Source organism: Streptomyces gardneri (genome assembly GCF_006539185.1).
Classification (GTDB): Bacteria; Actinomycetota; Actinomycetes; order Streptomycetales; family Streptomycetaceae; genus Streptomyces; species Streptomyces gardneri.
This window is the reverse complement of record NZ_BJMN01000061.1, coordinates 11646-26192: the sequence shown is the minus strand read 5'-3', so window position 1 is coordinate 26192 and position 14547 is coordinate 11646. Positions and strand designations below refer to the sequence as shown.

The 14547-nt window shown below is 73.2% G+C and carries 11 protein-coding genes; 4 read left to right on the top strand and 7 right to left on the bottom strand.

All coding sequences use genetic code 11. The features are described 5' to 3' along the window. Nucleotides 1–19: 19 nt before the first annotated feature. The 4 genes from SGA01_RS35730 to mca form a co-directional block, all read right to left on the bottom strand. Nucleotides 20–1561 carry a hypothetical protein gene (locus tag SGA01_RS35730; protein ID WP_141302092.1) on the bottom strand — a complete coding sequence of 514 codons (1542 nt, stop codon included), beginning with the start codon at nt 1559–1561 and terminating at the stop codon, nt 20–22. Then, on the bottom strand, nt 1558–2190 hold the full coding sequence (locus SGA01_RS35725) for an ABC transporter ATP-binding protein (RefSeq protein WP_141302090.1): 633 nt from the start codon (nt 2188–2190) through the stop codon (nt 1558–1560). Before SGA01_RS35725 ends, SGA01_RS35730 begins: the two co-directional genes overlap by 4 nt. Before the next feature lie 181 nt (nt 2191–2371). After that, nucleotides 2372–2611, bottom strand: coding sequence for a hypothetical protein (locus SGA01_RS35720; RefSeq protein ID WP_174867641.1), 240 nt, complete (start codon nt 2609–2611; stop codon nt 2372–2374). Further along, nucleotides 2604–3485 carry a mycothiol conjugate amidase Mca gene (mca, locus tag SGA01_RS35715; protein ID WP_141302086.1) on the bottom strand — a complete coding sequence of 294 codons (882 nt, stop codon included), beginning with the start codon at nt 3483–3485 and terminating at the stop codon, nt 2604–2606. The genes SGA01_RS35720 and mca overlap by 8 nt, the downstream gene beginning before the upstream one ends. Nucleotides 3486–3583: 98 nt before the next feature. Between mca and SGA01_RS35710 the strand changes: the two genes are divergently transcribed. From SGA01_RS35710 to SGA01_RS35695, 4 genes are all read left to right on the top strand, one after another. Continuing rightward, entirely contained in the window at nt 3584–3985 is a 402-nt protein-coding gene (locus SGA01_RS35710) for a DUF4307 domain-containing protein (RefSeq protein WP_141302084.1), read from the top strand. A gap of 189 nt (nt 3986–4174) precedes the next feature. Next, a complete protein-coding gene (gene greA, locus SGA01_RS35705; protein ID WP_141302082.1) occupies nt 4175–4672 on the top strand; it encodes a transcription elongation factor GreA in 498 nt (165 codons plus the stop codon). A gap of 108 nt (nt 4673–4780) precedes the next feature. After that, on the top strand, nt 4781–7186 hold the full coding sequence (locus SGA01_RS35700) for a serine/threonine-protein kinase (protein ID WP_141302080.1): 2406 nt from the start codon (nt 4781–4783) through the stop codon (nt 7184–7186). A 21-nt stretch (nt 7187–7207) separates the two neighbouring features. Next, the gene (locus SGA01_RS35695; protein ID WP_141302078.1) at nt 7208–9526 is read left to right on the top strand and encodes a serine/threonine-protein kinase; all 2319 of its coding nucleotides are present in this window, start codon (nt 7208–7210) and stop codon (nt 9524–9526) included. Between the two features lie 11 nt (nt 9527–9537). On the opposite strand, the gene SGA01_RS35690 is transcribed toward SGA01_RS35695, so the two are convergent. From SGA01_RS35690 to SGA01_RS35680, 3 genes are all read right to left on the bottom strand, one after another. Then, nucleotides 9538–10335 carry an ABC transporter permease gene (locus tag SGA01_RS35690; RefSeq protein WP_229917659.1) on the bottom strand — a complete coding sequence of 266 codons (798 nt, stop codon included), beginning with the start codon at nt 10333–10335 and terminating at the stop codon, nt 9538–9540. Between the two features lie 5 nt (nt 10336–10340). Then, the gene (locus SGA01_RS35685) at nt 10341–11372 is read right to left on the bottom strand and encodes an ATP-binding cassette domain-containing protein (RefSeq protein WP_141302074.1); all 1032 of its coding nucleotides are present in this window, start codon (nt 11370–11372) and stop codon (nt 10341–10343) included. Nucleotides 11373–11512: 140 nt separating this feature from the next. Next, a complete protein-coding gene (locus SGA01_RS35680; protein WP_141302072.1) occupies nt 11513–14440 on the bottom strand; it encodes an AfsR/SARP family transcriptional regulator in 2928 nt (975 codons plus the stop codon). Nucleotides 14441–14547: the final 107 nt, after the last annotated feature.

The following is a 14547-nucleotide window of genomic DNA, read 5'->3' as shown; positions in this document are numbered from 1 at the left end:
GTCGGCCGCCGGACAGGGCCTAGAGGCGGGTGAGCAGGGGGCGGAGGGCCCGCCCGGTCCGGCGTAGGCCCGCCCAGGCGCAGCAGGCGGCGATGCCCAGGGCGGTCAGGGCCGCGCCGGGTGCGGTCGGCAGCTCGTTCATCACGAGGACGCCGAACAGGACGACGAAGAGTCCGTCGAACTGCCACACGAAGATCCGGACCCCGGAGAGGTCGCCCAGCGACGTGACGATCGGGAGCAGCAGCCCGATCGGCAGGTTCGTCTTCATCTCGCGCAGGAACCTGGCGCCGAGCACGAGCGCCACCGACCCCGTGACGAGCAGCGTCACGCCGGCCGGTCCGCCGTCCTGGAGCGGCCATCGGGTCAGGGCCGTGGCGCCGCTCGCGAGGCCCACCGTGACCGTCACCGCGACGACCGGCCAGGCCAGGGTGCGGGCGGGCGTCCCGCCCCACCGCCCGCCGAACAGCGGGGCCCGGGTCAGTTCGTCGCGCAGGCCGCGCCAGGTCTCGCCGACCCAGCCGGACCCCCAGTAGACGCCGGCCGCGCCGGCCACCCAGGCCGGCGTCGCCCATCCGGCGTCCGGCTCGGCAACGCCGAGGGTCAGCAAGGCGCCGCCGGCCGGCAGGAACACGGCGGCCGCGGTCGCGCGCCCCCGCGTGCGCAGCGCGCGGACCGCTCCCTGGGCGAGGTGGCCGCGCAGACGCCCGTCCGGACGCGTCAGGGCGGTGGTGAGCCCGCGCGGTTCCGGGCGGTAGAGGTCGAGCGCGTGGTGGAGCGTGCCGGTGAAGGCGAAGGTCTGGGCCTCGGCGGCACGCGCCGATTCACGTGCGAGCCGGGCGAGGTCGACCGTAGGGACGGACCGGAAGGCGGACCGGCCGAGCAGCGCCGCCCCGACCGCCAGCACGCCGGTGAGGAGCCGGAGGCCGCCCCCGGCCGGGAGGTCGGACCGGCCGAGCAGCGCCACGGCGGTCGCCGCGGCGGCCACGGCGGCGGCGAGCAGGGCGTTCTCGCGTACCGTCCGGACCTGACCCCACAGCCACGCGACGGGGGCGACGGCGCCGATGCCCACCGTCACGGCCACGGCCTGCGGTGCGAGCCCGCTCCCCGGGTGGTCGAACAGGTCGGTGGCGAGGAAGGCCGCCGTGCCCACCACGAGGAGCGTGCCGAGTCCCGCGTACACCAGCCGGCGGCGGACGATCGCGCCGAGGTAGGAAGCGGGGGGCAGGTCGGTGTTCATGAACACGTGCAGCAGGAACGGCTTGAGCACCAGAGGGCCCCAGAACCGGCCGGCGAGCTGGGCGCCCCAGACCGCCGTCGCCGCGACCAGGCAGGCCACGGGCGTCGCCGCCGCCGCGGACTCCAGGGAGAGGAGCGCCCGGGTGGTGCGCACCAGGTGGACGACGGGCGCCACGTAGACGGCGCCGAGGACGACGGTGAGATAGACGGTGTACGCCAGGTCCTGCACCGTGGCGCCGCCGCCGCGGTGGGCGTACCGATGGCGTACGGCGTGGACGCGGGCCCTGGGGTCGGCCTCGACCTCGGTGACGGCGTCCGTCGTCATCCCAGCTCCACGACGCCGTCGCAGGCCGCCACGACGGCGGCCTCGTGGGTGGCGACCAGGAACGACGTCCCCTGTCCCGCGCGCTCGGCGAGCAGGTCGGCGACGAGGTCGACGCGGTCCGCGTCGAGATGCCGCTCGGGTTCGTCGAGGAGGACGACGTCGGCGGGGCGGACCAGGGTCAGCGCGAGGTGGAAGAGCTGGAGCTGGCCGGAGGAGAGCTGGGAGGGGAACCGCTCGCCCAGTGCGGTGAGACCCAGTCGCCCGATGATCTCTTCGGCGCGCACGGCGGTCGTCGTGGTGTTGCCGTGCCAGGAGGCGGCGACCAGGGTCACCTGCTCGCGCAGGGTCATGTCACGTGCGACGGGTACCGGTTCGACCAGCGAGGCCACGAGCCGCCGGTGCCGGGGCCTGGCCATGTCGACGGCCTCGCCCCGCAGGAGGACGGCGCCTGCCGTCGGTCGCCGGCTTCCCAGGAAGGCCCGCAGGAGGGTCGTCTTCCCCGAGCCGTTGCTTCCCGTGAGGCACCGGAACTCGCCCGGCATCACCGCGAACGTCGTCGGCGCGAGGAGCGTGGTCCCGTCCAGGACGACCGTGGCGCCCTCCGCCGCGATCACGGGCACGGCGCTCACCGCCGCTCCGGAACGACCGGGACGGTCGCGACCTGGTGCGTCGCGCGCGCCCCGACGGCTAAGGCGGCCGCCCCGCTCCGGGTCCCGTCGGTATGCATCCGTGCACCTTCTGTCGGGGGCGGGCGTACGGACGCCTCCCCGTCCCGTACCGCCAGGGGTGCGGGACAGGGAGGCGTCGTCGCTACTTGCCGGGGGCGGCGGCCGAGGTCGCCGGGGTGTCCGCGGCGGCCTCCGGGGCCTCCTCGAAGTCGACCTTGCCCATGTGGCGGTTCATCGACTTCATCAGGAACCAGACCGCGAGGGCCAGGACCGCGAAGACGACGAAGCCGAGGACGCCGGGGGTCACCTTGTTCTTGTCCAGCTCTTCGGCGGCGAAGGGGACAAGCTGGGTCAGTGCCAGGTGTGCGCTCATGTCAGGCATTGTCGCGGATGCCCGCGAAGAGATCTTCCTCGGGGAGGGAGGTCGGCACGAGCGCCTTGCTGAGCTCGTACTCCTCCGTCGGCCAGACCTCCTTCTGGATCTCCATCGGGACCCGGAACCAGCCGCCGTCGGGGTCGATCTGGGTGCGGTGGGCGATCAGGGCCTTGTCGCGGGTCTCGAAGAAGTCGGCGCAGGGCACGAAGGTGGTCAGCGTCCGCTCCGCACGCTGGAACTCCTTCCAGCGCTCCAGCCACTCGCCGTACGGGGACTCCATCCCGCGGGCGATCAGCGCCTCGTGCAGGGCGACCGTGCGGGGGCGGTTGAAGCCCTGGTTGTAGTAGAGCTTCAGGGGCTGCCAGACCGGGCCGAACTCGGCCTCCGGGTACTTCACGGAGTCGGTCGCGCCGTCGAAGGCCACCATCGTGATCTTGTGGGTCATGATGTGGTCGGGGTGCGGGTAGCCGCCGTTCTCGTCGTAGGTCGTGATGACCTGCGGGCGGAACGCGCGGATCTTGCGGACCAGCTCACCGGCCGCCGTGTCGACGTCCTGGAGGGCGAAGCAGCCCTCGGGGAGCGGGGGCAGCGGGTCGCCCTCGGGAAGGCCCGAGTCGACGAAACCCAGCCATTCCTGGGAGACGCCGAGGATCTCGCGGGCCTCGTCCATCTCCTTGCGGCGGACCTCGTGGATGTTCGCCTCGATGTAGGCGTCACCCTGGAGCTGGGGGTTGAGGACCGAGCCGCGCTCGCCGCCCGTGCACGTCACCACGATGACGTCCACCCCCTCGGACACGTACTTGGCCATCGTGGCCGCACCCTTGCTCGACTCGTCGTCGGGGTGGGCGTGAACGGCCATCAGTCGCAGCTGGTCAGTCAAGACTCGATCCTCAGTGATTCGACGCGGAGGCAGGCTTCTATAGTGACGGAATCGGGGGAGGGAAAATTCCGCCACCCCCGGCTTCGAGAGGATCCACCATGAGCGCGGTGCGAGAGCAGCTGCCCGAAGGGCGCTACGGGCGCTCCGCGGACGAGCGGGCGGACCGCAAGCTCAAGGTGACCGGCGCCGCGCTCGGCGTCCTCTTCCTCGGCATGATGGGTTGGTTCGGCTGGCACTACGTCGTCGACAACAAGATCAGCGCCGAGATGATCAAGTTCGACGTGGTGAGCCCCACCGAGGTGCAGGTGCACCTGGAGATCCGCAAGGACGAGGGCGTCGAGGGCGTCTGCACGCTGCGGTCGCGGGCCGAGGACGGCACCGAGGTCGCTCGCAAGGATGTGCGGATCGACAACCCCGCCGGCCGTGTCGACGACGTCTTCACACTCCGTACGACCGCGCTCGCGACGAGTGCCGAGCTCGTGGGGTGTACGGCCAGGTAGCGGTGGGTAGGGACCGGGTGACGAGTCCCGGCGGGTCACGACCGTGACCTGGGGTGACGCCATCTTGATGGTTTATGTCCTCCCGCTTTTCGCCACTCATTGTTAGGCTCGTGGTTTCGCCCGCCCGGGAAGCACCCGCTGCCCGTGTTGGGCGATGCTTTGTATTCCCAGTACCTACGAGGAGCACCTGTGACCCAGACCAGCGACAACGTCACCTGGCTCACCCAGGAGGCGTACAACAAGCTCAAGGGAGAGCTTGAGTACCTGTCTGGTCCCGCGCGTACCGAGATCACCGTGAAGATCGCCGCGGCGCGCGAGGAAGGCGACCTGCGCGAGAACGGCGGGTACCACGCGGCGAAGGAGGAGCAGGGCAAGCAGGAGCTCCGGATCCGCCAGCTCACCCAGCTGCTCGAGCACGCCAAGGTCGGCGAGGCCCCGGCGGACGACGGTGTCGTCGAGCCCGGCATGGTCGTCACGATCGCCTTCGACGGCGACGAGGACGACACGATGACCTTCCTGCTCGCCTCCCGCGAGTACGCGGGCGACGACATCGAGACCTACTCGCCGCAGTCGCCGCTCGGCGTCGGTGTCAACGGCAAGAAGGCCGGTGACGACGCCGAGTACGAGCTGCCGAACGGCAAGAAGGCCACGGTGAAGATCCTCAGCGCCAAGCCGTACACCGGCTGAACTTCGGCGTCCCCGTCCTGAGCATGCTGGGCCGGCCCCCTCGGGGGGCCGGCCCTTTGCCTTGCATGCACATGTAATGATGCGGCCTGACGTCGCGTCACAAGGGGGATGGGCGAAGTGCTGGGACCGCTGCGTGAGGGCACGCCACGGCAGACCGGACCGTACGAGGTGCTCGCCCGGCTCGGCGCCGGCGGGATGGGCGAGGTCTTCCTCGCCCGGGACACCTCGCAGGACGGGATCTTCGTCGCCGTGAAGACGGTCCGGCGCGATGTCGCCGGCGACCCCGCCTTCCGGGACCGCTTCCGGCGCGAGATCCGGGTCGCGGGGCTCGTCTCCAGTCCGCACGCCGCCGCGCCCGTCGGCGGCGACGCCGACGCCGAGGTGCCCTGGCTGGCCACCGCGTACGTCCCAGGCCCCAGCCTCTCCCAGGCCGTGCGGCGCGGCGGCGCGCTGCCCGTCGCCACCGTGCGCGCCGTCGGCGCCGGGGTCGCCCTCGCCCTCGCCGACCTGCACGCGGCCGGGGTCCTGCACCGGGACCTCAAGCCCGGCAACGTCATGCTCTCCGTCGACGGCCCCCGGCTCATCGACTTCGGCATCGCCCGCAGCAACACCGCCACCACCATGACCGCGACGGGGGTGATGGTCGGCACGCCCGCCTTCATGTCTCCCGAGCACGTGGCGGGCGCCCGGCGCGTGACGGCCGCCTCCGACGTCTTCTGCCTCGGCTCGCTGCTCTGCTACGCGGCGACCGGCGAGGACCCCTTCGGCGACGGGCCGCTCGCCGCCGTCCTGTACCGGGTCTCGCAGGCCGAGGCCGACCTGGAGCGGGTGCCGGAGGAACTGCGCGAGCTCGTCTCCGCCTGCCTCTCCCTCGATCCCGCGGACCGGCCCACGCCGGAGCGGCTCGCGGAGCTGCTCGGCGCGGACGCCGGGAGGCGCTTCCCCTGGCCGGAGGGCGTACGGGACCACATCGGCGAGTACGGGACGGAGCTCGCCCAGCTCGTCGCCTCGGGCGGGCCGCTCCTGGAGGTCGCGCCCGTCACGGGCCCCGTCGTCACGCCCGCCGTGCCCGGGCTGCACTCCGTACCGACGCTGGGGCCGGTGTCCGCGCCCGCCGCGCCCGCGCCGCGGAGGCGGCGGGGACGGATCCTCGCCGCCGCTCTCGCGCTCGTGGTCGCGGCCGGGGGCCTCGGCACGTACCTGCTGTGGCCGGAGAGCGAGGCGAAGGAGCCGAAGGCCCCTCCGCAGGCCGCGCCTCCCGCCGCGCCACGCATCGCAGGCGTGGACGACCGGGGCCTGGCTGACGCCTCGGGCGTGGTCCCGCAGAACGCGTCCCAGCGCCCCGCGGGCTGGAAACCCTGGCAGGCGAAGCTGAGCGCGCCCGCGCACGGCTGCTCCGCCGGGGAGAAGGCGCTGGTGTGCCGGATGACGGACGGGCGGTACGAGGCGCTCGACCCGGCGAGCGGCAAACGGCTGTGGGGGGCGAAGGTCGACTCGGAGACTCCCCCGGAGTCGTACATGAGCGAGCGCGTCGTGTACTTCGTGGCCCGGGACAGCACCCGGCCCACCGTCCACCACGGGAACGTGGTGCTCGTCACCGGACGGAAGCTCCAGGTGCGGGATGCCCGGACGGGCGCGGTGCGCTGGGAGAAGCCGGCCCTCGGCCCGCAGTACATGTGGGACACGCGGCCGCTGGTGGGCGACGGAGTCGTCTTCGCCGCCACGGAGGTGGCCGACGACTTCAGTTCGGATCAGGTAGCCCTCACCGCCTACTCGCTCGCCGACGGCAAGGAGCTGTGGACCAAGGGGCTCACCAACAGCGTGATCTCGAACGCCGAGCGGCGCGCGTACGAACCGGTGGCCTACGCGAAGGGGATCGTCTACGCCCTGAGCCAGGGCGGTCTCGTCGCGTACGACGGGAAGACGGGCACGCTGCTCGGCGAGGCCGACCCGGCCGCCAGGGAGTGCCTCGACATCAAGGTCCTCGGCGGGTCCGGGTACTGCACGAGCTACGACCGCACGCGGAACGCGAAGGTGCAGCTCCACGCGCTGGACGCCCGCACGCTCGCCGCCAGGGCCTCGGCGCCCTCGCCGCTCACCTCGGTCGCTCCCGCCGCCGTCGGCCCGACCGCCGTCGTCACCGCCTCCGGCAAGGAGGTGGCCGTCCTCGACCCGCGCACCGGCAGGACCCTGGTCTCCCACCCGGTGAAGGCCGCGCCCGCCGGACTCGACCAGGCCGTGTCCTCGCCGCTGCTCGCCGGCGACCAGGTCGTGTACGCCGACTTCTCCTCGCTCTACACCGTGCGGCTCGGGGCCGACGGGAAGCCCGCCGGGCTGAAGGTCACGCCGGTGCCGGGGGCGCCGGGGGCGCGCGCCGCGGAGGAGTACCGGGTCCCGGGCTTCGGCGAGGTCGTGTCGAAGCAGGTCCGGGCACCGGAGGTCCTGCCGGTGGGCGGGATCGCGTACATCGTCTACGACAAGGGGGCCGTGGCCTCCGTCGAACTGCCCGAGTAACGCTCTGAGAGGACCTGTTCGGTGTTGAAGGCACTCCCGTCCGGCGCGCCCCCGCGCCTCGTCGGCCCCTACCGGCTGCTCGCCCGGATCGGCGCGGGCGGCATGGGCGAGGTGCATCTCGCCTGCCGGACCGACGCGCCGACGGCCGATCCGTACCGGATGGTCGCCGTGAAGACCGTGCGCGAGGACCTGGAGGTCGACGGGGACTTCCGGACCCGGTTCCGGCGGGAGATCGCGGCGGCGCGGACCGTGGACGGGCCGGGGGTGGCGCGCCTCGTGGACGCCGACGCCGACGCGCCCTCGCCGTGGCTCGCGACGGAGTACGTGCCGGGTCCCTCGCTCGCCGAGGCCGTCGTACGGTCCGGGGCGCTGCCCGTCGCGGCCGTACGGGCGCTCGGGGTCGCGCTCGCCACGGCCCTGGCGGAGGTGCACCGGGTGGAGGTCCTGCACCGGGACCTCAAGCCCGCGAACGTGCTGCTCGGCGCGGCCGGTCCGAAGCTGATCGACTTCGGCATCGCCCAGGCCTTCGAGGCGACGGCGCTGACCTCGACCGGGCTCGTCGTGGGCTCCCCCGGGTTCATGTCTCCGGAGCACCTCGTGGGGAGCCGGGCCGTCGTGCCCGCGTCGGACGTCTTCTGCCTCGGTGCCGTGCTCGCGTTCGCCGCGAGCGGCCAAGGGCCGTTCCACGACGACGAGATGGCCGCCGTGATCTATCGGATCAGCCGCGCGGAAGCCGAACTGTCCGGGGTTCCGGAGGAGTTGCGGCCGATCGTGGAGCGCTGCCTGCTGCTCGATCCGGCGGAGCGGCCGTCGGCGGAGGAGCTGGTCGCCCTGCTCGGGGGCGGGGGCGTGCCCGAGGTGTTCCCCTGGCCCGGCGGGGTGCTGTCGCTGCTCGCCGAGTACGGGGAGGCCGCGCGGAACATCGGGGAGGCAGCGGCCTCGGGGGCGGGCGTCGCCGACCTGCCGACGCTCGGCCCCGTCGTGCCGTACTCCCCCACCGCCGTGCCGAACCGGCCGGTGACCCCGGAGGCTCCGGCGCCGGCGGAGCGGAGGCGCCGCACGCGCGGCGCGGTGGTCGCGGGCGTGGTGGCGGTGGCGGTCCTCGCGGCGGTGGGCGTAGTGCTGACGCGGCAGACGACCGGGCCGGGAGGGACGGGAGAGGCCGCGGGGCCGAGCGCGAGCAGGTCGGCCGCCCCGAGCGCCTCCGGGAATCCGGCGCCGCAGACCCTGAGCCAGGTCGTCCTGCCGTACGGCGGCACGGGGCACACCAACGACTTCGGCAAGGCGGCGACGAGCCGCTCGCACCGGCCGGCGGGCTGGTCGCCCTGGACCGCGCGGACCGAGGCGACCGACGGCGCCTGCTCCCTCTCCCCGAAGGTGCTGGTCTGCACGGGTGCGGGCGGCGCGCTGGTGGGGCTGAACGCGGCGGACGGGCACGTGCTGTGGCGGCTGCCGGCCCGCACGAACAGGGACGGGCTGCGGGCGACCGCCCAGTACCCGGCGATCGTCGGCGACCGGGTGTACCTGGCCGGGGGCGAGGGAGTGGTCGCGTACGGCCTCCAGGACGGCAGGAAGCAAGGGACGGTCGCCGGGCCCCCGGCCGACTGGGCCGTGAAGGGGAGCGATTTCACGGACGGCGTGCTCTACACGACCTACATCAACCTGCGGGAGGAGAAGCAGGCCGGGCTGGTGACGGCGGTGCGGCTCGGCGGCGAGGGGAAGCAGGTGGGCCGCGAGCTGTGGCGGAGCCCGCTGGACGCCCTGCCTGAGCAGCCGGTGGCGGCGAACGGGCGGGTGTACGTGCCGCTCGGGATCGTGCCGGTCGCGCTGGACGCGGCGACCGGCAAGGTGACGGCGCGCGGGCCGGAGGGCTGCCAGCGGTTCACCGTGCACGAGAAGAGCGGGAGTCTGCTCTGCCTGGACACCCGGAGCGGCGTGACCGTGCTGGACAGGACGACCCTGCGGGCCGTGCGGTCCTTCGGTGCGGGGGTGACGGCCGGTCCCGCCGTGAACGCGGACGGTCTGGTCGCGGTGGTCAGCGGTGGGCGGGTGGCCACGTACGACCTGGAGAGCGGCCGGGAGCGGTGGAGCTCCCCGCCGGCCGTGTCCGCATACCCGGCGCGGGTGTACTTCGCGGGTGACCGCGTCCTCACCGTGACGAAGGACGAGGTCCTCTCCTATCCGCAGGACGGGCCGACCTCGTCGAGCGACGTCAAGGACTTCCGGCCGAACCTGCCCGACGACTTCGACCCCCAGGCCGTCGGAGACGTCCTGCTGGCCGGCGGGGCGGCCTTCCTGGCCTTCCCCGACGGCCTCGTCCTCTCCGGCTACCTGCCCTGACGGACCGGCCCTCAGCCGTCCGCTCGGCGGTACTTGCGGACCGAGAGCGTGCGGAAGAGGGCGACGATCAGGATCGAGTAGATCAGCGACGCCCACACCGGGTACTGCATAGGCCAGGCGTCGGACGGTGAGACGCCCGGGTCGCCGAAGAGCGTGCGGCACGCCTGCACGGTGGCGCTGAAGGGGTTCCACTCGGCGATGGGCTGGAGCCAGGACGGCATCTGACTGGAGTCCACGAACGCGTTCGAGATGAACGTGACCGGGAAGAGCCAGATCAGGCCGCCGGAGGTCGCCGCCTCCGGGGTGCGGACCGAGAGGCCGATGAGGGCGCCGATCCAGGTGAAGGCGTAGCCGAGGAGCAGGAGCAGGCCGAAGCCGGCCATGACCCTGCCGAAGTTGGTCGGCTCCGCGTAGCCCGGGCGCCAGCCGATGATCAGCGCGACGATCGCGAGGACCAGGAGCGTCAGCGCCGTCTGGACGAGGTCGGCGAGGGTGCGGCCGGTGAGGACCGCGCCGCGCGCCATCGGCAGGGAACGGAAGCGGTCGATGAGGCCCTTGTGCATGTCGTCCGCGATGCCGGCGCCCGCGCCCGCCGTGGCGAAGGTGACGGTCTGGGCGAAGATGCCGGCCATCAGGAAGTTCTTGTAGACGTCCGGGTCGGTGCTGCCGCCGATGCTCATCGAGCCGCCGAAGACGTACGTGAAGAGGATCACGAACATCACCGGCTGGATCAGCCCGAACAGGATCATCTCCGGGATCCTGGTCATGCGGATGAGATTGCGCCGGGCGATGACCAGGGAGTCGTTCATCGTGCTCACTTGGCCTCCTCCTTCGTCTGGCGACGGCCGCGGCCGTCCTCGGCGCGCGAACCGCCGTTCTCCTCCTCCGTGAGCGCGGCCGCGTGACCGGTCAGCGAGATGAAGACGTCGTCGAGGGTGGGGCGGCGCAGGCCGATGTCGTCGATCTCGACGCCGACGGCGTCCAGGTCGCGGATGACCTCGGCGAGCAGCTTGGCGCCGCCGGAGACGGGGACGGTGAGCATGCGGGTGTGGTCCTCCACGGAGACCTCGTCCTGGCCCCGGTCCGCGATGCCGTACCGGCCGAGGACGGCTCGGGCGCCCGCGATCATCTCCGGTTCGTGCACGACGACCTCGACGCGCTCGCCGCCCGTCTGGGCCTTGAGCTGGTCGGAGGTGCCGCGCGCGATGACCTTGCCCTGGTCGACGACGCAGATGTCGTGGGCGAGGTGGTCGGCCTCTTCCAGGTACTGGGTGGTGAGGAGCAGCGTCGTACCGCCCGCGACGAGTTCCTTGATGACCTCCCAGAGCGCCTGCCGGTTGCGCGGGTCGAGGCCGGTGGTCGGCTCGTCCATGAACATGACCGGTGGGGAGACGACCAGGGCCGCCGCGAGGTCGAGGCGTCGGCGCATGCCCCCGGAGTACGTCTTGGCGGTGCGGTCGGCGGCGTCCGCGAGCCGGAACCGCTCGAGGAGCTCGTCGGCCCGGACCTTCGCCGCCTTCGCCTTCATCTGGTACAGCTGACCGACCATCTGGAGGTTCTCGCGGCCGGTGAGGTACTCGTCGACCGCGGCGAACTGGCCGGAGAGACCGATCGAGCGGCGGACCTTCTCGGGATGCTTGAGGACGTCGGTCCCGGCGACGACGGCCCTGCCGCTGTCGGGCTGGAGGAGTGTCGTCAGCACGCGCACGGTGGTGGTCTTCCCCGCGCCGTTCGGGCCGAGGAGGCCCAGGACAGTGCCCTCGGGTACGTCGAGATCGACGCCGTCCAGAGCTCGTACGTCGCCGAAGGTCTTCACCAGACCCTCGGCGTAGATCGCGCCTGGCATGTGGGTTCTCCCAGGGAGATTCGGGCGTTTCCTACCGATCGTAGGGTTGGCGGATGGCCTTCGCCCAGTGAATTTGTGACCCAGGCCACATGATCTTGGGTCTGTGCGCCCCCGAGTGCGCCCCCCCTGTGCCCTATGCCCTATGTCCTCGCCAGACGTCTGCGCAGGCCGACGGTCCTGCCCTCGTCGCCCAGGTGTTCCATCCAGTGGAGCGCCTTCCCCCAGCAGGTCTCGGCCTCCGACCGGTCGCCCAGGGCGGCGAGGGCGTCGCCGAGACCCGTGAGCGAGACGGCCTCGCTGTGCTGGTCCCCGCCCAGGCGCTGGAGGGCGAGGGCGCGCCGGTACGCCTCGACCGCCTCGGCCGGGCGGCCGGCCCCGCGCAGGACGTCGCCCCGGACCCGCAGGCCGATGGCGAGGCTGACGCGGTCGCACGTCGCTCGCTGGATCTCCTCCGCCCGGTCGAGCACGTCGAGGGCCTCGTCGTGGCGGTCCAGGTGGGCCAGCGCGTCCGCCATGTTGTTCAGCGTGGCGCAGCTCGACGGCTCCCAGACGAGGGACTCCCGGTAGTGGCGGAGTGCCGGCTCGTGGTCGCCGAGGTCGGTGAAGCACGTGCCGAGGTTGTTGAGGACGGCGGAGAGCTCGGCATCCCGGCCCGGCCTCCCCTCGTGGAGGCTCAGCACCCGGCGGAAGTAGGTGATCGCCTCGGCGGGGCGGCCGGCCTGCTTCACCTGGTTGCCGAGGCCGTTCAGCATCCAGGCCTCGGCCCGCTCGTCGCCGGCGGCCCTGGCCGCCGCCAGGCCGACGGTGTGCGTGCACAGCCAGTCGTCGTGGTGGCCGCCGAGCCTGAGGTACGCCCAGAGGGAGGCCGCCAGCTTCCACGACTGCGCGTGCAGGCCGGTCTCGTGGGCCAGGCTCACGGCGGCGACCAGCGTCTCCCGTTCCCGCTCGTACCATCCGTACGCCTCGTCGTAGCCGGTGAAGGAGACCGGCGGCCGCTGCGCGGGCTCCAGGGGTACGCGACGGCCGGCGGGTGCCACGCGGGCGGTGGCCGCGTCGGCGCCGCGCAGGCACCACTCGACGAGGCGCTCGACGGCCCGCGTGCGCTCCCTCTCGGTGTCCGTCTCCTCGGCCAGCTCCCTGGCGAGCTCCCGGAGCAGACAGTGGAACTGGTAGCGGCCCGGCGCGAGGGACTCCAGGAGGTGGGCGTCGACCAGCGCCTCCAGCCAGTCCTCGACGGACATCTCGTCGCAGTCGAGGAGGGCCGCCGCCGCGGCGGTCCCGAACGCCCCGCCCGGCATCAGGCCGAGCAGCCGGAACGCCCGCGCCGGGCCGGTGCGCTCCTGGGACTCCTGGAGGAGTTCGTAGCTCATCTGGAGCGCCGTGCGGACGTGGAGGTCGTCCGCGTACAGCTCCCGCAGGACGCGGCCGTGGCTGGTGAGCCGGTGGGCCAGGTCCTGCACCGACCAGGCGGGGCGCGCGGCGAGGCGCGACCCGGCGAGGCGCAGGGCCAGCGGCATCCCGCCGCAGGCGCGCAGCACCTCCGCCGTGGCGGACGGCTGGGCCGCGACCCGGTCCTCGCCGACGATCGACGCGAGGAGCCGGTGGGCCGCGTCGTCGGGCAGGGCCCCGAGGTCGATGCGTACCCCGGGGAAGCTGACCAGCCTGCGGCGGCTGGTCACCAGGACGGCGCTGCCGGCGGCGCCCGGCAGCAGCGGCCGTATCTGGGCCGCGTCGCCCGCGTCGTCCAGGAGGATCAGCATCCGCCGGCGGGCGATCAGGCTGCGGAACAGCGCGCTGCGGGCCTGGAGCCCGCTCGGCACCTCCTCCGGCGCCACGCCGAGCGTGCGGAGCAGCAGTCCGAGCGCGCTCTCGGGGGGCATGGGCATCGCCGTCATGCCGCCCAGGTCGAGGAAGATCTGGCCGTCGGGGAAGCGCTCGCGGATCTGGTGCGCCGCCCGCACCATCAGGGTCGTCTTGCCCATGCCGCCACTGCCGGAGACCCGGTGGACGAGGACCGTCGCCCCGTCGGGCCGGTCGGCCGCGGCCAGCTCTCCGACGATGCGGTCCAGCTCGTGCTCCCTGCCCGTGAAGTCGGCGGGAGAGGAGGGGAGTTGGTGCGGGACGGGGGCGGGGACGGGGTGGGTGGCGGCGGGTGGGTCCGTGAGGTCGGCGGGGGTCGGGAGCGGGGGCTCGGGGAGGGGTGGGGTGGGCGTCGTGGGCGGCTGTGGTGTGGGGGTCCGCTGTGCGGTGGGCGCTGCGGAGGCCTGGGGCGCCGTGGACGTCCTGGGGGCCGTGAGCGCGGGGTCGAGCGTCAGGATGCGGCGGTGCAGTTCCACGAGCCCCGGCTCCGGGTCGACGCCCAGCTCCCGGCGGATCGTCCGGCGGGCGGTGTCGTACGCGAGGAGGGCGTCGGCCTGCCGGCCGCTGCGGTGGAGGGCCAGCATCAGCTGGCCGACGAACGTCTCGCGCAGCGGGTGGGCGGCGACCAGTGCGGCGAGCTCGGCGGCGATGCCCTGGTGTCTGCCCAGGTGCAGATCGGCCTCGTAGCCCCACTCCAGCACCTGGAGCCTGGCCTCCTCCAGACGCCTCACGACCGGTTCGCGTTCGGTGTCGGGCAGGGGTACGTCGGAGAGCGGCGCTCCCCGCCACAGGGCGAGCGCCGAGCGCGTCAGCGCCTCGACCGCCGCCCAGTCCTCGGCCAGGCGCGCCGTCCTCGCCCGGCAGAGGTACCGGTCGAAGCGGGTGACGTCCAGCTCGTCGTCCAGGACCCGCAGCCGGAAGCCGGCCGGGGTGACCTGGATGCGGTCGCCGCTCTCGTCCAGATCGCGCCGGAGGCGGGCGACGTGGTTGTGGAGCGAGGCGCGCGCGGTGGCCGGAACGGACTCCCCCCAGATCGCGGTCTTCACGGTGTCCCAGGACACCGGCGAGTCGCCCCGCAGCAGCAGCACGGCCAGCAGGGCCCGTGCCTTCGGCGTACCGATCCGCCGGGGCGTGCCCTCGGCGTCCTCCACGACGAAAGAACCCAACAGCCCGAAACGCACGGCGACCATCCCCCCAAGGCCGTCCACCAGCCGCCAGGGTGGTGATCCGACGAACGCATCGTAGGCGCGGGCCGGGTGATTCGTGAGGGGGTTTCCGCATGGTGGGCGCGTCGTCGTCCCAGGGACGCGGGAGG

Coding starts and splice junctions, on each gene's coding strand:
- SGA01_RS35730 (WP_141302092.1), bottom strand. CDS start 1,561: ATGACGACGGACGCCGTCACCGAGGTCGAGGCCGACCCCAGGGCCCGC.
- SGA01_RS35720 (WP_174867641.1), bottom strand. CDS start 2,611: ATGCCTGACATGAGCGCACACCTGGCACTGACCCAGCTTGTCCCCTTC.
- SGA01_RS35710 (WP_141302084.1), top strand. CDS start 3,584: ATGAGCGCGGTGCGAGAGCAGCTGCCCGAAGGGCGCTACGGGCGCTCC.
- SGA01_RS35700 (WP_141302080.1), top strand. CDS start 4,781: ATGGGCGAAGTGCTGGGACCGCTGCGTGAGGGCACGCCACGGCAGACC.
- SGA01_RS35690 (WP_229917659.1), bottom strand. CDS start 10,335: ATGAACGACTCCCTGGTCATCGCCCGGCGCAATCTCATCCGCATGACC.
- SGA01_RS35685 (WP_141302074.1), bottom strand. CDS start 11,372: ATGCCAGGCGCGATCTACGCCGAGGGTCTGGTGAAGACCTTCGGCGAC.